Source organism: Geminocystis sp. NIES-3709, assembly GCF_001548115.1.
GTDB lineage: Bacteria > Cyanobacteriota > Cyanobacteriia > Cyanobacteriales > Cyanobacteriaceae > Geminocystis.
In genome coordinates this window covers 1,295,056-1,317,412 of record NZ_AP014821.1, presented here as the reverse complement: position 1 = coordinate 1,317,412, position 22,357 = coordinate 1,295,056, and the positions used below count along the sequence as shown (strand labels likewise).

Genomic DNA, 22,357 nt, shown 5'->3' with positions numbered 1-22,357 from the left:
ACGATAATTGTTATAGGAAAAGAATAATAAAATCCTTATAAAATTTCCGTCATAGGTTAAAACTTCAGCTATTCCTAATTATTTTAATAGCCCAAGTCAACGGCGATACGATGGGCGCAACTAAACCCAGAAAAAGCGACGGCATTTAAACCCTGCCCTGGAAATGTGCTGTCTCCCACACAGTAAAGATTTTTGATAGCAGTGCGATTAAAAGGCATTGATAATAAACCATTGAGTCTTTTGGCAGGAATGGGTCCATAAGTACCATTAATTCTACCTAAAAATTTTCTGTGGGTGCGAGGTGTACCAATTTCCATATAGTCTAAACCTGCATCTAATCCGGGGAAAATAACTTCTAAACGCTCAATTAATCTCCCCGCAACTTCTTCTTTTTTACTCTCGTATTGGGTGGGGGATAATTCTTCCCAATATTCGATCGAGCTTGGGGTAAAGGCATGAATGATATGATAACCTTCGGGGGCAAGACTGGGATCAAGTAAAGTAGGTATAGAAACAAAAATTGTGCCTTGCTCTGCTTCTAAGTTGCGCCAGTTTTCCAATATAATATGATGACATTCAGGATGATGGGCTAAAACTTTGGCTTCCACTCCTAAATGAAGACTTAGAAAACTAGGTGATTGACGATAATTTTTCTGCCATTTTACTTCTTTTTTGGGTTTTTTACTTTTGTCGATTAACTTATCAAAAGTATCCCAACGAGTAGCATTAGAGACAATTCTTTTGGCAAAATATTCTTTGCCGTTGGCTAATCTAACTCCTTTGGCTTGATTTCCTTCGAGGATAATTTCGGTTACTCTTGCTTGATACTGGATTTCTCCCCCTAACTTTTCTAATCCTTGTGCTAAAGTTTCTCCTATTTTACCTACTCCTCCTTTAGGATAGTTTATTCCTCCATAGTGTCGATCGGAAAATACCATTCCGGCGTTAATCATGGGAGTTAAATCAGCAGGTACAACCGACCAACAATAACACTCCATATCGATAAATTTAAGCAATTCAGGATTTTTAATATATTTCCTTGCTACATCACCCACATTTAAAGGTAAATATTTGACTAAGCCAAGACAGGATAAAGGGTGTTGAAAAAATACTCTAGTTAAGTAACGAATTTCCTCTAAAGATAATAACTCCATCGAGTTGAGACAATTAAAAACATACCAACACTCATCATAAAAACTTTTTATACCTTTTTCTTCTTCAGGAAAACGATCGTATAATTCTTGTAAAAACTTGTCATAATCTCTATGAACTTTAAGATCGAGGTTATTGGGTAAATGATAGTGAATTTGTACTGGATCGGCGATCGTCTCCATTTTTTGATTAACAGCATCTAAGGCACGGGTAAGTAAGTTAGTAGTACCATTTTCGCCAAAACCAAAAATCATGGAAGCACCCACATCAAAACGGTATCCTTCCCGCTCAAAATACCCCGCACTTCCGCCGGGGATAGTGTAACTTTCTAATACTAAGACATTGATCCCTTTTGAGGCTAATTGAGTTGCTGTGACTAAACCGCCAATACCTGAACCAATAACAATGACATCATAATGACTCATAATCTCGATCGTTGATTTCTCTTATATCTCGCTTTTATAAGTTTAGCCTTTTGTTGTGCCAAAAAAATAATAGTTAAGAGAATTGAGAATTAACAATTAATAATTAACAGAAAATAACTACTCAAATAAGAACGTAAGTACAATACCATTGAATGACTTATATTCATATCCATTGCGCAATGCTGACATTGATAACAAGTGATGTTCATTGTACATTGTCAGGAAAGTCATGAGATTTAACATCCCGTGCAAAATGAGTAACAGAATCAAAGATAATCTCTTTCAAGTTCGCATAAGGTTTCGCAAAAGGTGGTAATTTAGGAGATAATCCCAACAAATCCGCCGTTACCAATACTTGCCCATCACAATTATTTCCAGCACCAATACCGATAGTAGGGATTGATAAATTTTTAGTAATCTCACTTGCTAATTCTTCGCTAATGTGTTCTAGTACGATCGAGAATGCACCAGCTTTTTCTGAAGCCATGGCTTCATTAAATATTTTTTCTTGGGCAAAAGGTGTAATTCCTTGTTTTTTATAACCGAGCATTTTTACTGATTGAGGAGTTAAGCCAATATGTGCCATAACGGGAATACCGATTTCTGTCAAACGGCTAATAGTTTCAATCATCGCAGGATAACCCCCTTCTAATTTTACTGCTCCTGCTTCGGTTTCTTTGATAACTTTTCCTGCCGACTTAATGGCTTGAGTAATATTCGTTTGATAGGTTAAAAAAGGCAAATCACACACCACTAAAGCTCTTCTAACTCCTCTACAGACGGCTTTTGTATGATGAATCATTTCATCTAAGGTAACGGGTAAAGTGTTAGGATGTCCTAGAGCTACCATTGCTAAAGAATCTCCCACAAGAATTATGTCAATTTCTGCTAAATCTAAAATTTGTGCGATCGCATAATCCCAAGCAGTTAAACTGACGATAGGACGTTTTTCCTGTTTCCATTGTTGTAATTTTTCGATCGAAACCCGCATGATATTGAGTAGATAATGGGTAGTGAGTAATTTGTGATTCCTAATTACTCGTTGTGCTAGATTAGAGAAAGTAGTTGTGATGGTTAACACAATTACTGTTGTAGGACTTTGCCGTTGAGTTAATTAAACAAATGAATAAATTATTTCCGAAGATTATTTTCTCCACTGGCTTCTTTATTATTGGTATCGCCCTCGGTATTTGGGGCAGTAGAGAATTCACGGCTTCTCGATCTTCCCTTAAATCCCCTTCTGATGATAGCACGATCGTTCCCGTTACCAATATTTTTGGGGTAAAAAAACCACCTTCCACGGAAAAAAACATTAATTTTATTGCCGAAGCGGTTGAAAAAGTTGGATCAGCAGTTGTTAGAATTGACGCCAGTCGAGAAGTTGCCCTTAATGTTCCCCCTAATTTAGATCATCCCCTTTTTCGTCATTTTTTTACAGATCAAATTCCTGATAATCCTATTGAAGAAGGTACAGGATCTGGTTTTATTATCGCTGATGATGGTTTAATTATGACTAATGCTCATGTAGTAGAAGGTGCAAAGGTTGTTTCTGTGGTAATGAAAAATGGCCAATCTTTGGAAGGGCAAGTTTTAGGAGTTGATACCATGACGGATGTTGCAGTGGTGAAAGTGAATGCTCAAAATTTACCAACTATCAACTTTGGTAACGCTAATGATTTAATACCCGGGCAATGGGCGATCGCCATCGGTAATCCTCTCGGATTGGATAATACTGTTACCGTAGGCATTATAAGTGCTTTAGGTCGATCGAGTGCGGAGGTAGGAGTACCAGATAAACGGGTTAAATTTATTCAAACAGATGCCGCTATCAATCCGGGTAATTCAGGAGGCCCCCTTTTGAACGCTCAGGGAGAAGTTATCGGTATTAATACCGCTATTCGTGCCAATGCCCAAGGATTAGGTTTTGCAATCCCCATTGAAACAGCTTCTCGTATAGCAGAACAACTACAAAAAACAGGCAAAGCAACTCATCCTTATCTTGGGATTCAAATGATTACCCTCAATGAAGATATAATTAAAAACGGTAATATTCCCCAAAACTTAGGTTTTAATATTAAAGAACATATTGGAGTATTAGTTGTTAAAGTTGTCCTAAATTCTCCAGCACAAGAAGCAGGTTTTTTAGCAGGAGACGTAATTCTTAAAGTAGGGAATCAACCAGTATTAACTTCTTTGGATGTTCAAGAAAAAGTAGAACTTAGCAATATCAATGAAATATTAGAAGTAGAAATTAGCAGACAAGGCAAAACTCAAATCATCAAAGTAAAACCTCAAGACTTTCCCACTAATCCTTCAAACTAACAAATTAACTATGACAATCGTACCTTTTACTTGGCAAGAATTAGAAATACTCACCGATTATAAACTCGATGGAGTTAATGGGTTAACAAATTCTCAAGCCGTTTTAAGACTTTTTGGTCAATCAGAAGAAGAAGTAAGAGTAACGTTATATAGAGATCATCACGCATGGTGTCCGTATTGTCAAAAGGTATGGCTATGGTTAGAAGAAAAACAAATCCCTTATCGCATCAAAAAAGTTACCATGTTTTGTTATGGGCAAAAAGAAGCATGGTATAAACAAAAAGTACCTTCAGGAATGTTACCGGCTTTAGAATTAGACGGCAAAATTGTGACAGAAAGCGATGATATTTTATTAGCTTTAGAAAAGGTTTTCGGAGTCTTAGAATTTGGAATGCAACACCCTAGAGTAATTCCCCTCAGAAAATTAGAAAGATTATTATTTAGAGCGTGGTGTAGTTGGCTTTGTTATCCCAGTGTTTTCCCTTTTCAAGAAGAAAATAATCGTAGGCAATTTATCGAAATTGTTAAGCAAGTAGAGGAAGCCTTACAAGAAACCGAAAGTCCTTATTTTTTAGATAATTTTAGTACAGCCGATGTGATTTTTACTCCCTATGTGGAACGCATGAATGCTAGTCTGTATTACTATAAAGGTTATTCTCTGAGGCAAGAAAATCTTTACTTTTCTCGTTGGTTTGATGCCATGGAAACTCGATCGACTTATAGAGGAACTCAAAGTGACTTTCATACCCACGCCCATGATTTACCTCCTCAAATGGGAGGATGCTATGAAAATGCCACAGAACAAGCTAAAATCAATCAAAAAAAAGTAGATCAAGGTGATTGGTTTACCTTACCTGATGTTACTTACCCCGAACCCGAAAATTCTCGTCAAGAAGCCTTATATAGAGTTTTAAAACATCGAGAGAATATAATTAAAGTTAATCCTTATCCTGATAAACAATTACTTGATGAGGCTTTGCGTTGTGCTTTAACCTATATGATGACGGAAAATTCTTGTACTCCTCCTGATAATACAGATATAGCTTTACGTTATTTACGCGATCGAATTAGTATTCCAAGAGATATGTCTATTTATGCGGGAAAAAGGTTGCGTAGTGCTTTAGAATTTACCGCTCAATTAGTCGGAAATCGTCAGCCTGAACCTTTACCCTTACGCCACAGGCGAGATCAAGATCCCATGAATTTTGCCGTTTACCCTCAAAATCCTTATCTTGTTGATTGATATATTGATGTAATTAGCATGCAATACATTGATGAAAAAGTGTACAGTTTTAGCATTTTTGACTCAAAAACTTTACTTTTTCTCTCGCAAAGACGCAAAGACGCAAAGATAATTCAACTATTTGTAATTATTTAACCTAATAAGCTAAGACGCATTGATTTGGTATATAATTTAAGTCAGAAAAGATAAAACTTAGGTGTGATTTATGCCTTCTAAAAATTTTTTGTCAGAGGAAGAAAGAAAGTATCTACAAGATGCTTTAAAAATAGAAAAGAGATCGGAAGTCAGGGAAAGAATTTTAATATTTTTATTAGAGAATGATGGTAAAAATTATCAAGAAATAGCAGTTTTTTTGGGTTGTTCCCCCAAAACGGTGGCTTACTGGGCAGTTCATGGTAATCCTAATAATGTAGATTCATTGCAAGATAAAAGAAGAAAAGGAAACCAAACAAAAGCAACGGATAAATATATTGAAAGATTATTAGAAGTAGTTGATAAAAATCCTGAAGATTTTGGATATGATTTTGGTCGATGGACGGGGCAAAGATTATCAGAACATTTGGAAAAAGAAACAGGAATTAAATTAAGTAAATCACAAGTAGTGAGGATATTAAAAAGAAAAAAGTATAGTTATATTTGGGGAAAATATAGTTTAGAAGACAAACAAAATCAAGAACAAAGAAAAGCATTTAAAGAAAAATTAGAACATTACATAGAAATAGGTAAAGAGAATCCTGAGTTAGTTCAAGTATGGTTTTGGGATGGGGCGTTTAAAGTGGCGAACTAAATTCGCCACACAGCCCCTCATGAATGTGGTTTTAGTTTAAGGGTGATAAGAAGAAAAACATGGACGAAAAAAGGAAAAAGAAAAAAGGTGAAGGGAGAAAGAAGAAGAGGAAGAGTAAATATCATGGGAGGAATAAGATATTCGGATAAAAAAAGAAGATGTTTTGTAATAAAAAAAGGTGATTCAGAAACGTTTTGTGAACAATTAAAAAAGTTATGGGAAGAAATAAAAAATGAATGGGTAAGTAAGGGAAATGATGAAAAAGATTTTAAAGAATGTGGTCCGAAAATAATCATAATATTAGACAACGCAAGTTTCCATAAAAAAAAGGAAATAGTAGAAAAAATAGAAAAAAATCTACCGAATATAAGACTAGAATATTTACCGGTATATAGTCCAGATTATAACTTAATAGAATTAGTGTGGCATTCGGCAAAGGAATATATAGCTTATAGAAACTTTGAAAATAAAGAACAGCTAGAAAAAACAGTAAATTACTTATTAAATGAAGGAGGTTTAGTAATTAATTGGAGTAAAAAATTTAAGAATAAGGGTGAATTAATCAATGTAAGTTAAATGCGTCTTAGCTTATCCAATAAATATATCCAGAAATTGCCAAAAAAATCAGAATAAAATGCTCCCCGAAAATATCAAAAGAAGAAAAAGAAAAAGCGGGGAAATCAGGATTTGTGGTGGTAAAAGCAAGGTGGGTAATAAAGAGAAGTAATGCTTGGATGAAAAGATGTAAAAGTTTAGTTAAAAATTTCGAGAGAACATTATTTAATTCTACGCAAAAAATCAATCTTTGCTTTACTCAACTGATGTTAAAACGGTTAGCATCAAATATATCTGTTTGAATAGCACCATAGATGCCAAATCGGTTCTATAAAATTACTATTGCCTCTTGTCTATTACCTTTCGCCTTTTGTTATAACAGATATTTACCAACAAGTTAAATTTAAACATAATTTAGTAGAGGAAGTAAAACATGGTAGCCGTTACCGATATACAATCCACAATTACCCTAGAGAAGTTTTTAACCCTTCCCGAAACCAAACCTGCTAGTGAGTATATCAATGGAAAAATAGAACAAAAACCTATGCCTCAAGGACAACATAGCATTATTCAAACAACTTTATCAACAGCTATTAATCAAATCGTAAAACCCCAAAAAGTGGCTTTAGCTTTAACTGAATTACGTTTTACATTTGCAGGACGTTCTCTTGTACCAGATATATCCGTTTTTAATTGGCATCGCATTCCCAAAAATGACAAGGGAAAAATTGCTAATCGTTTTGAAACTTATCCTGACTGGGTTATTGAAATTTTATCCCCTGAACAATCCGCTAATCAAGTGATTGGTAAAATTCTTTTTTGTATTAATCAAGGAACACAAATAGGATGGTTAATTGATCCTGAAGATGAGTCTGTTATGATATTCAAATCAAATCAATTCCCCGAAATAAAGTCAGGTGAAGATATTTTACCAGTGTTAGAATCCCTTAAAGATTTTGAGTTGTCGGCAAAAGATATGTTTAGTTGGTTAAATATTGAGGATTGATGATAAATCAATGATAACTTATACGATCGCAAATTAAAATCAAGGAAAAATAATCATTATTAAACCCCCACAGTTTCATCTGCTGGTTAAATGGGTTTTAGCTTATTAAGTATTAGGGGCAAACAGCAGTACCTCTGTACAAGTTTTAGGTTTCCTTTTAAAAGATTAATTAAAATTATATAAAAAATGCCTAATTTTATGTCCAATTCTACCGTTTTATCTCCTTCAGATGCTGTTAATCTCCTCAATTATACCTCAAATAACGATATATCAAGGTTAAAGATTGAAGCTGATCGAGCTAGACAAGAACAAGTAGGAGAAATAATAACTTATGTTATCAATAGAAATATAAATTTTACTAATATTTGTGAACAGCATTGTAGTTTTTGTGCTTTTAGACGAGATGCTGATCAAAAGGGTTCATTTTGGCTTAATTTAGATGATATTTTAGCAAAATCTGCCGAAGCAGTCGAAAAAAAAGCAACAGAAATTTGTATGCAAGGAGGTTTAAATCCTCAAGCTCAAATAGAGGGTAGTAGCTTAAAATATTATCTGCAATTAGTGAAGGGTATTAAAGATAATTTTCCCCAATTACATTTACACGCTTTTTCTCCTCAAGAAGTGGAATTTATCGCCCGTCAAGATGGTTTAACCTATGCCGATGTTATTCTAGCTTTCAAAGATAATGGTGTAGGTTCAATGCCCGGTACTGCCGCAGAAATTTTAGATGATACGGTGAGAAAAATTATTTGCCCTGAAAAAATTAACTCCCATATATGGTTAGAAATTGTTTCTACTGCCCACCGTTTAGGTATGCCAACGACAAGTACAATGCTATGTGGTCATATCGAAACTTCAGGACAACAAATATCACATTTAAGTAAGATTCGATCGATACAAGAAAAAGCCCTTGAGAAAAATTATCCAGCGAGAATAACAGAATTTATTTTACTACCTTTTGTAGGAGAACAAGCGCCAAAACCCCTCAGAAATCGAGTGGGGAAAGATCAACCTGACTTACAATCAAGTTTAAAATTAACTGCTGTTGCTCGTTTGTTTTTAGGGGATATAATACCCAATCATCAACCAAGCTGGGTTAAATTAGGTTTAGATGGAGCATTACAGGCTTTAGAATGGGGATGCAATGATATTGGTGGTACTCTTATGGAAGAACATATTACCACCATGGCAGGAGCGAAAGGAGGTACTTGTTTAGAAGAAACCACAATTCAACAAGCTATTTTGTCTTTAAATCGTCCTTATCATCAAAGAAATACGTTATATCAATGGTTAAATTAAGGCATACTAGCAATCAAAGGACAAATATCTTGAGTTTCCCGATAATTTAGATTTAAGTCATTCATCGCCCAACTTTTTTTATATTCTTCTAATTCGTTTTTAAATGAGATCATTTCGTGAATTTGTGTCTCTAATTCTTGAATTTTTTTATGCAATAATTCTTGTACTAATTGACATGGTAATTCACCGTAATCTCGAATCTCGATAATTTGTCTAATTTCCTCTAAAGAAAATCCTAATGATTGAGCTTTTTTAATAAATTTTACTTTTTGAACAGCATCAACAGTATAATGACGATAACCGTTATTTCCTCTTTCTATGGGTTTGAGAAGTTTAAGAGTTTCATAGTAACGTAAAGTACCCACAGAAACATTAGTTTGTTTTGCAACATCCCCAATTTTAAATAAAGTTTTTGTATCCATAAGCTATGAAACCATTAATTTGCATATTTTAATATTAATAAAACTCTCATAAAATTACCCTATATTTTTTCCTACTTAGTGGAGAATTACTTAAATAAAAAGAACATTTTAAGTTACCTTAAGTACTGCAAATTTTCTATTATAAATTTTAAATTTTACTTATTTTAATGGTGGCATAAATTAAAAAAATAATCCCAATATTAATACACATATCAGCAATGTTAAAAACGGGAAAATTGATTAATCGAAAATCAAAAAAATCAACCACATAACCGAAGAAAAATCGATCGATCCCATTACCTAAAGCCCCTGCTAAGATAAAACCATAGGCTAATTGTTCAATTTGAGACAATTTTTCTCGCCATGCAAAAATCATTAATCCTACACTGACAACTAAAGATAACCACCGTAACCAACCTGCCCCCCCTTGAAAAAAACTAAAAGCTGCACCTGTGTTTTGTACATAGGTTAAATGAAAAACCCCTTCCCACAGAGGAATCGTATCTCCCACATTCTCAAAATTTATGACTACAAAATATTTGGTAATTTGATCTAAAATTAGGGCGATAATTGCTACTATCCAAAAATCCTTATTTTTAATCATAGTTCGGATCTCGTTAACTTTTGTAAACATTGCTTGACTTTTATTAGATTTTGTGGTAATAGGAAAAAAAATTAGTACAACAAGATAAGACGAATAAGAAAAGCTATCACTGACACGGCACAAATTAAAGCTAATTGGGAAGGAAAAGGAGTAATAGAATACCAGTTAATCGCATCCCATAAGTAAGTATCGCTTAAAACATTGCCAAAAAAAGGCGTTATGAAAGTGTAGAGGAGAAGATAAACAATTCCGCAAAGATGAATGACTAATAATCCTAAAAAGGCACTGATAGCAAATAATTCTAAACGACGTTTCCCCGGTAGCACCAAAAATCCGCATAACCATGCCCCCGGAATAAAACCGAGAATATAACCAAAACTGGGATATTGAAAATACTCTACACTACCTCCCTGATAGAAGACTGGTAACTTAAATAATCCCATGATGACATAGGAAATTTGAGCATAGGCGGCGGCATTTTTTCCCCCTACTAATCCAGTAAAAAATACTCCTGCCAATTGATAGGTTATACCTAGAGAAGAAGGTTTTAAATTTTCTAAATCATTACTGGTTATGGGCAAAACCACAAATACTTCGACAAAAGTACCAAAGATAGTCAACATTAAACCAATTAATGCCCAAAAAAATTCATTAATAGGTGATATTTTCGGCGGTGGTAAGCTATTATTTTTCACTGATTCAATAGAAAGTGGTAAATCATGGACTAAAGGCAAGAGGTTATCAATAATTAAATATCATCGATCGACTGTCAACTGTCAACTATTCTGCTAAGTTTACATTTGTTTGTCTTGTTACATTTACACTAAACCAAGTCAGAGATAATATATTAGGTTCGAGATAAAAGAGTAATTGTTCATGATTGGTCAATAAATACTTGGGTTAAAACACATGAAACCTTTAATTATAGTGTCTGCTTTAGGTTGTACGGGTTATAAAATTTATAATTTGTTAAAACAACAAGGTGCTAATGTGGTGGGAATAAGCGATCGAGCTATGGCCACTCAAATGGATGATAAAATTATAGTAGGTGATTTGCGATCGACTCAAGTATTACTAGAAGCAGGAATAAAACAAGCCTGTACCATTGTATTAGCTAGTAGCGATGATGGTTTGAATGTGGCTATTTTGACTCAAGCAAGAATCTTAAACCCGAAAATTCGTATCGTTAATCGTATTTATAATCATACTCTCGGTGCAAGGTTAGATTACACTTTAACGGATCATTTTAGCATGAGTGTTCCTTCTTTAGCTGCTCCGATTTTTGCTTTTGCCGCCTCAGGAAATAAAGCTATCGGACATTTAAAATTATTTGAACAAACATGGGCATTACATGAAGAAGTGATTACCTTAGAGCATCCTTGGTATGGAGTAAGTTTAGCTCAATTGTGGAATAATCTGGATCAGATGTTGATCTATTACCTACCAAGAAATGAAGAAACAGATCTAGTTTCAGCAGTAGTTAACGATCGAGTTTTACAAATAGGAGATCATTTGATCGTAGCAAATAAGGCGAAAGGAAAACAAAAACGATCCTTTTTTCTGTGGCGATGGTGGAAAGTTGTCCGTAATATTAATACTTATAAACAATATGCTCAGTCGATGGTGATGGTGACATTAACCTTGTTAACCTTAATTTTGTTGGCTACTTTTACTTATTTATTTGTTAATTGGGAAATTTCCCCAGTGGATGCTCTTTATTTTAGCGTTGGCATGATCACCGGTGCTGGAGGAAAAGAAGAGGTAGCGGAATCAGCACCAGATATTATTAAAATTTTCACCGCCATTATGATGATTGTGGGTGCTGGTATTGTAGGTATTTGTTATGCCTTAATCAATGATTTTGTCTTGGGTAGTCGATTAAAACAATTTTGGGATGCAGCAAGAGTACCAACGAAGCATCATTACATCATCTGTGGTTTAGGAAATGTCGGTATGGAAGTTGTGCGAGAGTTACATCAACAAGGCCATGAAATCGTAGTAATCGAACCTGATCATAATAACCGATTTTTGCACTCTGTTCGATCGCTTAATATTCCCGTAATTGTAGAGGATGCCTCTTTAGCTGATACCCTTCAAGCAGCCAATATTGAAGGAGCAAATGCCATTATTGTCGTCACAAGCAATGATATGATTAACGTGGAAATTGCCTTAACCGTCAAAGCCTTAGCACCAAAAACCCCTCTAATTTTAAGAGTACAAGATAATAAATTCGCCGAGTCTGTTAAACAAGTATTTCAATTTGAAAATGTTTTATCTCCCACTGAATTAGCTACTTATTCTTTTGCTGCTGCGGCATTAGGAGGCAGAATTTTAGGTAACGGTATGACGGATGATTTATTGTGGGTTGCGATCGCCACCATGATTACACCGAATCATCCTTTTTCCGAAAAAATTGTTCGAGAAATGGCAACTCAAGCAGATTTTGTGCCTCTTTATGTTGCCAGAGGAAAAGAGAATATTCACGGTTGGAATTTATTAGATACTCAATTAATGAATAACGATGTTTTATATTTAACAATTCCTGCCACAAAATTAGAGCAACTTTGGCGAGTATCTCCTTCTTCTCCTTTGCTAATACATTCATGAACTAATCTAAAATGCATTTAACTCAGATCTTGCACCAAGGAAAATTAATAAGCTAAGACGCATTTAACTTACTTTTTTTCCAGTAATAAAAAACTATGAAACTCTTAACTGTTGCCTTTTTATTACTTTTATCTCCCCAATCGATCGATTTTTTCAAGGAAACTAAATAGCTTCAAAAGCAATACCTTCTAGGGTAAAGTTTTGATAATTTTGAGTAATGACATTTTTTTCAGTTTCTTCCACGAAGATATAACCCCCCGCTTGAGTTTGGAAACGGTAAATATCATTAGTTTGATCCGAATCTGCATCATAGGTATAAAATGCTAAACCTTCTTCGACAAAATTGGGATATTGTGCTAAGATACTTTCTCTTTCCTCTTGTCCTACATAAAGATATGCACCCATTAAATCTTGATTGCGGAAACGATAGATAGGAATTAACTCGTCATTAGCTTCAAAAGAAACCTTGAAGGCTTCTCCCTCCTCAATAAAGTCGTAACCAGTGGCTAAGATGCTTTCTCTTTCTTCTTCCCCTACATAAATATATGTACCAGAACCAGTACTAAAACGATATACAGAATCATTCAACAAAGTATCAGGAGATGGTGTGAGGATTTCCACTGCTAAAGAAAAGTCTTTTGCGGTATCGGTAAGTTCATCATCATCATAAATAGGTACACTTACTATAATTATCGATTCCCCCTCTTTAAATTCAAATGTTCCAGCCGTATCTTGATAGTCAATTCCAGCTTCTGCTAAACCGTCTAGGGTTTCATAGCCAATTTTAAGGGTTTTAGAAAGATCACCAGTACGCATAATCTGAAAGTCCATTATTGGCGTTTCTCCTTCAATAATTACCTGTTGAGAAATAAAAATTTCGGGAGTGTCAACAAAGATAAAAGTATCATCTTCGTTAGAGGATGCCATATCACTAGACACAGCAGAGGGATTACTGGTAGAGAGAGGATTAAATTTACTTACTTCCGAAGCAATATCACGCACTAACTTAACCGTCGTGTCAGGAGAGATTAAGATTCGAGTTTCTCTAAAGGTATATTCATTATAGGTAAAGCCGTAGTTATTAATTTGTCCTTGCAATGCAAAATTACTGGTTAGATAAATAGTATCTTGATTATCGGCGTTAATGACGATCGAGTTGGTATCATTGGAAAAGTTCAAAATGCTTTTGTTGTCTAAGGCAATTTTATTTGCACCATGAGCGGTTATATCAATGATTTCCATGTTATGGATACCTTGTTTGATGCCTGAGTGAGTTAAATCCCAATTGTGGTTTAATTTGGTCAATTTTAGGGTATCAATACCTGCTCCACCATCGATTCTGAAGTAGTTGTTATCTTTTACCATGATGATGTCATCTCCTGCACCACCATAGAGAACATCTTTACCACCATTGCCGATTAAGGTGTCATCTCCCGTACCTCCGATTAATCTTTCTCCTGTGGGTGTGCCTTCTAACACGTCAGATGTGATCGAGCCTACTTGATGGGCGGATGCGGTAAAATCACCACCGAATAAGACATAGGAGAGATTAGTGTTGTTTTTAGGCGTACCAATAATTAAATCTTGGAAACCGTCACCATTGACATCTTGACCACTACTTACAGAAATACCTGATTCTGATTGAGGTAATCCATTAATTTTAAATCCCTGTAATTTAGTGAGATTATCAAGGTTAAGGGTGGTATTAGTTGCTAGTTTATCATTACCGTAGATGACATATCCTGCACCTTTTTTGTTTGTGACACTAGGTACACCGATAAAAATATCCCCGTAACCGTCACCATTGATGTCTCCTGCACCACTGAGAGAGATATTGGTTAAATCTTCTTGGGATGTCAATAGAATATAGGAATTATTCCTTTCACTACCGAAGAAAAGATAAACCCCATTAACTTTTTTGCCGTCTTGTGCTTTTTTCAAACCGGGTGCGCTAATCATCACATCGCTATAACCATCACCGTTAACATCCCCAATGCCTTGAATGGATTTGCCAAATTGTTGGGGTGAAGGGGTAATAACTTCAATTAAGGCGGAGGATTTGTTCGACTGATTACCAGTTCGATCAGAAATGAACACATAAAGACTATCTTTGAAAATCTCTAAGACTGGAGTAACTTTCGTGATGACATTGTTACCAGTAGCATCTTTTAGACGAGTAAAATTACCCCAACTGCTACCTGTGGTGGGATTTTTGCTACTTATCACATTCACGGTATCATCGCCATTACCTTTAAACGCCATGTAAAGGGTATCGTCTTTGACGGCTAAACTAATTCCAGCGTTAGTGGATTGATCTGCAATGGTATAACTACGCCAATTATTCCCATCACCACTATAGACGACTCCGATTTTATTTGCTCCATCACGATAGGCGACAAAGATGTTGTCTTTAAAAACAACGGAGGCAATTTCACTGCTAGAAGCGGCTCTAGTTTGTGACAAGATATTAGTAGATCGATCGCTCCATGTATTTAAAGGAGAGTCAGAAGTATAGTAAAGAATGGGATTTCTAACACCATCAAGACTATCTCTTAGGGGATAAAAGGCGTATAATTTCCCCTTAAAATTAACTAATGCTACCCCTGTTTGAGAACTTAATAGAAATCGAGATGATATACGCTTACTCTCACTCCAATTTTGATTACTTGTAATCTGTAAGCCTTGAGAAAGACCATCATTTTCATAGAGTAAATAAAGATTATTATTATAAACGGCGGGAGAAGTCCGTTGTAAGGTATCTTGAGGAATATTCTCCGATGTCCAAGTAGTACCGTTTTGTGATTTATAAAGTGTAATTGTACCTGAACGTTGACGAGAAAATAAGTTTAGTTGATTATTAAAGGTAGTAATGCTAAAGGGAGAGAAGTTGTTATTGAAGGGTAAGAAGTTTTCTTGATAACGAATAGTATCTAACCCCATAGTAATAGAAGGATTGAGGGTGGCGTTGAGAAAATTTCTTCTTTGGGCGTTACCGTAAATAATATTAACTCGTCCGTTGTTATTATTATTGGCACTGTTACCAAGAATTACATCGCTGTAACCATCGTTGTTTAAGTCTCCTCCCGATGCAATATAACTTCCACTACCTAAAAGAATCGGGCTTCGGGGAGAAATAGTGGGAGTATTATTATTACCAAAGGAAACATAGGCTTCATTATTACTATTTAAAATAATAACGTCTGCGAAACCATCACCATCGACATCTCCTCCTGATACCACTTGAGTAATAGTGAATCGTTGACTAGGATTAGTACTTTTAGAGAAGTCCACTAGAAGTCTTCCCTGAGTATAGTCGATCGAGCCTCGAAAACCCAAATCCCCACTACCTTCAATTAAATATAATTTAGATTCACTCCATGCTACTAAATCGGCTAAACCATCACCGTTATAATCTCCGATACCTACCACATTTAAGTTACCACTACCCGTATTTTCGATGGTTAACTCATTTCTAGCGGTGAGAGATAAATCAACTAAATCAGTAGAATTGCTACCGAATACGATGGTAGTTTTTTGAGAATTACCCCCAGAAATCATTTCTGCAAAACCATCGCCGTTAATATCTCCCACTAAGTCAACAAAATTACCATTTCCTGTTAAATTGGGATCGATAACTAAACCTTGATCACTCTGTAACTTACCTAAATCAAGACTTCCCTCCTTACCTAACTGTTTTTTACCATAAGCCAAATAAACTTCATTGCCATTTAAAGCCGACAGCAATAAATCATCGATGCGATCGCCGTTTAAATCACCAATATTAGGGGAAGGGGTAGATAAATCTTGAGGGCGACGACCATTAAAAGCAAAAGTGTTAATATTTGCAGTGGTATCAACTAATTTATTATCTTTATAACCGATGATACTGTTAGTATTTCCGGGGGCTAAAGAGAAAATGAAATTACTATTTTTCGATAAAATGGGATTACGACTATTAGCAGATGTCCCAAAAAGAAGATGTGTTTGCCCTGCACTATAACCAGCTTGAGGGGAAGAAATGAATAAATCCATTGCCCCATCTTGATTGAAGTCGCCACCATCACCCACGACGCTTCCTGTTTTTCCTCCTAATTCACCTCCCACAATGGTTAAGTTACTTTGCCAAGCTAAAGCCAAAGGATTAGTTTTACCGTTAAACGAGCTAAAATCTCCTCCTGCTAGTACATAGGCAACCCCAGTATTTTTTAATTCATTGGGTGCGCCAATCACCACATCATCAAAACCATCATTATTGATGTCTCCCGTGACATTGACACTAAAACCAGCTTGAGGTTCTTCATGAAAAACAGATGTACCATCTAAAACAATACCATTGCTAGTGTTTAGCCTATTTTCTGTTAAGTTGTCTTCAAAAGTAGAACCTCTGTTTAAGAAACCCTTACCAAAGAGAACATACGCTCTACCCGTTTTCAGAGCCATGGTTTTACTAGCATTTTTCCCAAAGGGGTTACTTAAATCTGGTACAGCAGGAGAAACTTTTAACAGGCTATTATAAATAACACTGGGGGCTTTTTGGTTATAGAAGAAGTCATTAAATGTCACAGTTTGAGTGTAACCGGGGGAGCCGATAACTAAATCCGAGTAACTATCATTGCTATTAATGGATTTAGTGGAAATATCAACGGATGTACCTGCTAAAGATCCCCACACTACATCATTCCCGTTTATATCTTTAACTGTGCCACCAGTGCCAGTAAAAACTAATTTTTTATTAGTATTGTTAAAATCACTACTGCCATAACGTACATAGACTGCTCCTTTGCCGTCGTCATAAAGAGGCGCACCAATAGCTATATCTGCTCTACCGTCGTTGTTTAAATCCCCTACTGCTAAAGCACTTCCTCCTTTCGCACCATTGCCAAAACCTGTTAAAACAACTCCCGTATTTCCTAAGTTATTTAAGTTAATAGTGGAGTTAGTGGTGATTTTACTGCCATCGATAATGTAAACTTTACCGTTACCGTTATCACCATCGGGAGAACTAATGATTAAATCAGGGATTCCATCTCTGTTTACGTCTCCTGACACTAAAGCATACCCTGCTCTTTCTCCATTACTTCCGACAATTCTTACTCCTCCAGTGGGTACTTGATTGGGATCGATTTCTCCATTAAAGTTTTGAGATGAGTAAATGAGAATGACACCATCACCATTATTAAAGTTAGGATTACTAATAACGATCGAATTTGTATTATTCAAGAATTTACCACTGGTCATCGCATAACCTAGATTAGCTTCTGTAGTTTGCCATAATTTACCACTATTGATAGCACTTAATTCGGTGGTTTCGTTGTCAAGAATAAATCCTTTGCTAGTGAGTTTTTTCCCTGATGAATAATCAGGGTTAGTGGGATTGGGTAATAAATTAAAGGTTTGGTTAAAAGTTCTACCATTGGCAAAGGTGACAGAAACTTGATAGGGTTGATTGACACTAGAATTACTAGAGTCATAGAAATATAAATCAAAGGTTTCTTTTGCTCCCATGAGAGTATGATTAATGGTATTTTGAGGAGAATCATTGACTAATTTTTTCCCTTGAATGACTGCAAGACTTTGTTCTGAATTGCCTCCCACTGTCCATGTTTTTGAGTTCCCTGAAATGGTAATATTAGTGATGATTTGATTCGGATTACTCAGGGTAATGGAAAGACGTTGATCTGCGATACCATCAGGTTTTAAGCCATTGACTGAAACTAAGTCGAAAAAGGGTTGTCTTTCAATTAAAGGTATGGTAGGAGTAAGCTCTTTTTGCGGTTCAAATCTAGTACTTTCTCCCCATGATTGCCCATTATAAGTGGCATAAAATGTACCGCTACTTTGTTGATCATTTGGTTTGTTGTAACGGGTAGAATAATGACTGGTAATGCCGTTAGATTCGGGAGGATTGTAACCGATGACATTACCTTGAGCGTCAAGAATGGGAGGATTTTCTAACCCTAGCACTTTATTATAAAGGGCTACCTCGTCGATCGAACCTCGTAAATTTTGACCAACTTTAACGCCACCATCGGTAAAATCAACATTCCCAACTTGTTCTTGTTTGATTAACTGATTATCAATGTAGAGAGAGGCAACGGGAGTGATAGAATTATTTTGTGCATCAACTCGATTATGTTGATAGGTTGCCACCACATGATACCATCGATTAGTTTGTAATGTACGGCTAGAAAGGGTTTTACCACCGATTTGATAATTTAAAACCCCTTGATTGTTGGTTTTGAGACTCCATTGATTAGACGGAATGAATACATTATTAAAGAAATTACTAGAGGGGGTAAGTTGATTATTTTCAATTAAAGTACGATTACTAAAAGTAGGCGCTACAGAACCTTGATGAAGGGTTTTGACAATCTGATTATTTCGATCGAGAATATAAAGCCCACCATCATCGGCTAAACTTAGATAACCACCGCTATTATTATCCGTTTCACTACTCCATACTGCTTCCGTGTCATTCCCTTGTTGATCTAAAAGTTGAGGTGTTTCGTAAAGAACAAAGTTACCATCAGACTGCATTAAGGCTTGAACCGCAGGGGTTGTATTGTCTGATTGCCAAATTACTTGATTATTAGGATCAAGAAGATATAATACTCCTTCGGGAATATCGTATTGTTGAACGGTGGTTTCATCACTTAATCCTAGTACATATTGACCTAGAGTTTGACTTTGAGCAATAATCATTTCTCCCGTGAGGGAGTCAAATTTGAGCCATGATTCAAAACTATAACCGTTTTGGAAATCTTCACCACTGACAGGAATGGCTAAATAACCGTCACCTAAAAATTTTACTGCGGAATCTCGATCACCTTTGGAGTTACTGGTGTTAAATAATGCCCCTTGTTGACTAAATCGGAAGGGTAATGACTGATTTTCTGGTAAAGGATTAGTATAACTACCATTTCCTAATGCCCCTTTTGTACCTAAGTTGGAGGCAAAACCCTGTTCAGATTCATTGAGACGATAATAATAAACGGGGTTATCTGCTAATACTGCTGAATTGTAATTGAGTTCGATCGAATCTGTCCAATAAATCGCCGGTTGATTGCCAAAATTTTCCACAATAATTTTCTCGACATCTAAATCATTTCCTTGAGCTACGCTTTGGATACTATTCCATGCTCTTCCTCTCCAAGTAGTAGTATAAATAGTGGATTGTTGTGATTGTTCATTTACCCAAGCTAATCTTAACGACCCATTGGGATCTAAGCCAAGGGTAGGAGTTCGATCGACTCCTTGGTTAGATACAATGACTTGGGGGGTACTCCAATTACTCCAACGAGAACCAGTGACAACAGAACGACTAGAAAGACTATAAACTAGATCAGTACTTAATAAGGCTTCTCGAACTTCATCGCTACTGCTTTGAGGCGTAAGATTTTTACCCTCTTGGCTATAACTCCACACCACCATACGATTAATTGTATAGTTGCCACTGTCAAAATCAACTAGATCAGGTTTAACGGGAGTTTTAGTTCTGGTATCAGTATAGAAAAACAACACCGTTGGCTCAAAATTAAATCCTTGAATAAGATTGCCATTTTCTACATTGATTGCACCGATATTTTGCCAACCACCCCCCGAATCAAAAGTTGACACCATGACACGACTGACAACATCAGTCTGTGACTCAAGGGGAATATTGCTTTCTCTACCATCGGCAACCCATGCCAACAAAATATCTCCACCATCACTAAAAGCTAAAGCAGGGGAACTATCATCAACTAAATCTTCAAATTTATCGGGCTTGATCTGCTCCCCCTTGGTAGCCACTGGAATACCCAAATATAAACTATCATCTCCTGTGCGTGGCTCATAGTTCAAAGTCAACACTCCAGATGTATCATTATCATCTACAGGGGTAGAAGAATTAAGGGTTAATGATTGATTTTCTGATACAAAAACTCCTTGAGCTGAAGCAGGGGTAGTATTAGCTAATTTAAAAGGGATTTTCAAACTGGTACTATAGGAAGGTGCCCATTGCCCTTTCCATCTAAAAAATTCTAATGAAAGTTTAGCAGAGGCTAAAAAACGAGCTAATATTGATATTTCTGTGGAAGGAACAAGTTTAAACTCAATACCCGCCTCTAATTTTCCTATCCCCTCAACATTAGTCTTAATCGAATTTCCTAAGGCTTTTCCCTTACCCTGATATGATAATTCTGCCCCGACATTAACACTCGCTCCCGTGAATTTGTAATTGGAAATGTCCTTGAAAACAGAGGAAACCGTATCTCCAAATCCATACCCGTATATAAGTGTTGATAATGTTGAATACATTGCTTGGGCAACATAAGTTCCTGTAACCCACTTCTTGCTCTTAGCATCAGAGTTAAAAATAGAGGAAGGCAGTTTATTATCTTTTTCCTTTTCCTTGACAAGTTTTAAAGCACTATTGACTATGGAATAAGCCGATAAAATTTCTGCAAATTGAGAACCCTGTATTGTGGTGTTTTTGATTTTGATCTCTCCCTTTTCATTTTTTTCAAGAAAAAGGGGCGGAGTAAGGGCATTTCCCTTATTTTCCCAAGCTAAATCAAAGGAAATACTATAATTAGGAGCAGTGACGGTGACGGTAGCAGAGGCGAGAGCGCCTCCTATAAGACCTTTTGGGGGAATATTATACTTAATGGAATAAACTGTTCCATATTCCATGCCAAGGATGAAGTCAAATCCAGTATATTTGAGTTGCTCATCAAATTTAAGCTCCATAGAAACATCAAAACCAAAAGTACTTCTTACTTCTGTTTCCAAGGCATTCAAGGGCTTTTCCTTATCTGGGACTAAAACACGAGTATCTTCAATTATCTTTTTTATTCTGGGATTTTCATTTAAGTTGGTGGTTTTGTCTTCATTGCTTCCGTCTGAACCAACTCCAAAACTTGTCTGGATTACATATTCTTTGGCTTTTGTCTGAACATTATATTGCTCGATCGCACTTGTCGTTCCTCTTAATTCGATACTTGTATCAGTACCGGGTAAAAATGATGGTGCAGGTAATGATCCGCCAAATAGTTTCACAAAATCCTGTAAGTTAAAACTAAAAGAAGCCTCTCCTCCCAAGGGAATATTTTCAATTATAGATAACTCTGTGTTTTCAACATCTGGTATAACTCCCGAAGGTTCAGTATTAATACGCCCTGCGGTAGCCACCGCTTGAATTGTGGGCGGTAATGGTTCATAAACTGGGGCAACGGCTTCTTGAATCTCAAATGTAAGGGATTGATTATCTCTCCCTTGAGTAACTAATTCTAATTGATTATCTTTTAGTTGCAGATTGAATACTTGACTATAAATATCTGTATCGGCTTCTGAGTTATCTGCCGCTATTTTCTGAAAGGCAATGAGGATACCGGGGGGACGTTGTCTGCCTCCAAAGGCTATAGTTTCAGGGGTTAAAGCAATATCTAAATTTTGATGATTAATTCTATTTCCTTCTTCATCGATTTCTGGTAAGGTGATCGGTACGGTTTCAGACCATTCTATTTTTCCTTGAGCGTTATACTTCCCGATAACGGCGAATAAGGAGTTACCGAGTTCCCAAACAGCGACTAATCCGGGGGCATATCGTATTGCTCCGTTAGCATCTTGATAGGGGATAAATCTGCCTGTGAGTAGCTTTAAATTTTCTCCTGATATGGGGGTAATGGATTTGGCGTTATTCCATTGGTTGGTATCGTCATCAAATGTGCCGTGCCATAATTGCCCATTTTGCACCCAAACGGAATGTTCTACTCCATCACCTGAAACGGCGATCGCAGAGTTAGCACCGTAAATATTATCCATGTATTTTTGTAATCAACAAAAAAAAAGGTTATTTTGATTATCATATCTCACCTTCGACATAAAATTATTGGTGAAGAAGGTCTTAAACTAAGGTCATTTGTGAGATTGTTAAGCCCGATCGCTCTTTGATG

The 22,357-nt window shown here is 36.1% G+C and carries 11 protein-coding genes and 1 pseudogene; 6 read left to right on the top strand and 6 right to left on the bottom strand.

Features of this window, described 5'->3' with window-relative positions:
- Positions 1–83: 83 nt before the first annotated feature.
- Together crtH and panB are read right to left on the bottom strand one after the other, a co-directional pair.
- Complete coding sequence (gene crtH, locus GM3709_RS05545) at positions 84–1,577, bottom strand: carotenoid isomerase (protein WP_066117025.1); 1,494 nt, start codon at positions 1,575–1,577, stop codon at positions 84–86.
- 205 nt (positions 1,578–1,782) lie between these two features.
- The gene (gene panB, locus GM3709_RS05540) at positions 1,783–2,568 is read right to left on the bottom strand and encodes a 3-methyl-2-oxobutanoate hydroxymethyltransferase (RefSeq protein ID WP_066117023.1); all 786 of its coding nucleotides are present in this window, start codon (positions 2,566–2,568) and stop codon (positions 1,783–1,785) included.
- A gap of 131 nt (positions 2,569–2,699) precedes the next feature.
- Here panB and GM3709_RS05535 point away from each other — a divergent pair, with 131 nt between their 5' ends.
- From GM3709_RS05535 to cofH, 5 genes and pseudogenes are all read left to right on the top strand, one after another.
- Positions 2,700–3,899, top strand: coding sequence for an HhoA/HhoB/HtrA family serine endopeptidase (locus GM3709_RS05535; protein ID WP_066117021.1), 1,200 nt, complete (start codon positions 2,700–2,702; stop codon positions 3,897–3,899).
- Between the two features lie 10 nt (positions 3,900–3,909).
- On the top strand, positions 3,910–5,142 hold the full coding sequence (locus GM3709_RS05530; protein WP_066117019.1) for a glutathione S-transferase family protein: 1,233 nt from the start codon (positions 3,910–3,912) through the stop codon (positions 5,140–5,142).
- A 205-nt stretch (positions 5,143–5,347) separates the two neighbouring features.
- Positions 5,348–6,505: pseudogene (locus GM3709_RS18970) on the top strand (IS630 family transposase).
- A gap of 412 nt (positions 6,506–6,917) precedes the next feature.
- The gene (locus tag GM3709_RS05515; protein ID WP_066117017.1) at positions 6,918–7,490 is read left to right on the top strand and encodes a Uma2 family endonuclease; all 573 of its coding nucleotides are present in this window, start codon (positions 6,918–6,920) and stop codon (positions 7,488–7,490) included.
- Positions 7,491–7,688: 198 nt separating this feature from the next.
- Positions 7,689–8,789, top strand: a complete 1,101-nt coding sequence (gene cofH / locus GM3709_RS05510; protein WP_066121769.1) for a 7,8-didemethyl-8-hydroxy-5-deazariboflavin synthase subunit CofH — start codon at positions 7,689–7,691, stop codon at positions 8,787–8,789.
- Here the strand turns inward: cofH and GM3709_RS05505 are convergent.
- The 3 genes from GM3709_RS05505 to GM3709_RS05495 form a co-directional block, all read right to left on the bottom strand.
- Positions 8,786–9,211 (bottom strand): heavy metal-responsive transcriptional regulator, encoded by a 426-nt coding sequence (locus GM3709_RS05505; protein WP_066117016.1) that lies wholly within the window; start codon positions 9,209–9,211, stop codon positions 8,786–8,788. The two genes, cofH and GM3709_RS05505, sit on opposite strands and share 4 nt — an antisense overlap.
- Positions 9,212–9,359: 148 nt before the next feature.
- Positions 9,360–9,815 (bottom strand): signal peptidase II, encoded by a 456-nt coding sequence (lspA, locus tag GM3709_RS05500; protein WP_066117014.1) that lies wholly within the window; start codon positions 9,813–9,815, stop codon positions 9,360–9,362.
- A gap of 71 nt (positions 9,816–9,886) precedes the next feature.
- Entirely contained in the window at positions 9,887–10,549 is a 663-nt protein-coding gene (locus GM3709_RS05495) for a biotin transporter BioY (protein WP_071828017.1), read from the bottom strand.
- Positions 10,550–10,724: 175 nt separating this feature from the next.
- Here GM3709_RS05495 and GM3709_RS05490 point away from each other — a divergent pair, with 175 nt between their 5' ends.
- Positions 10,725–12,422 (top strand): NAD-binding protein, encoded by a 1,698-nt coding sequence (locus GM3709_RS05490; protein WP_066117012.1) that lies wholly within the window; start codon positions 10,725–10,727, stop codon positions 12,420–12,422.
- A gap of 162 nt (positions 12,423–12,584) precedes the next feature.
- Here GM3709_RS05490 and GM3709_RS05485 read toward each other — a convergent pair whose 3' ends face one another.
- Positions 12,585–22,226 (bottom strand): FG-GAP-like repeat-containing protein, encoded by a 9,642-nt coding sequence (locus GM3709_RS05485; RefSeq protein ID WP_066117010.1) that lies wholly within the window; start codon positions 22,224–22,226, stop codon positions 12,585–12,587.
- Between the last annotated feature and the right edge of the window lie 131 nt (positions 22,227–22,357).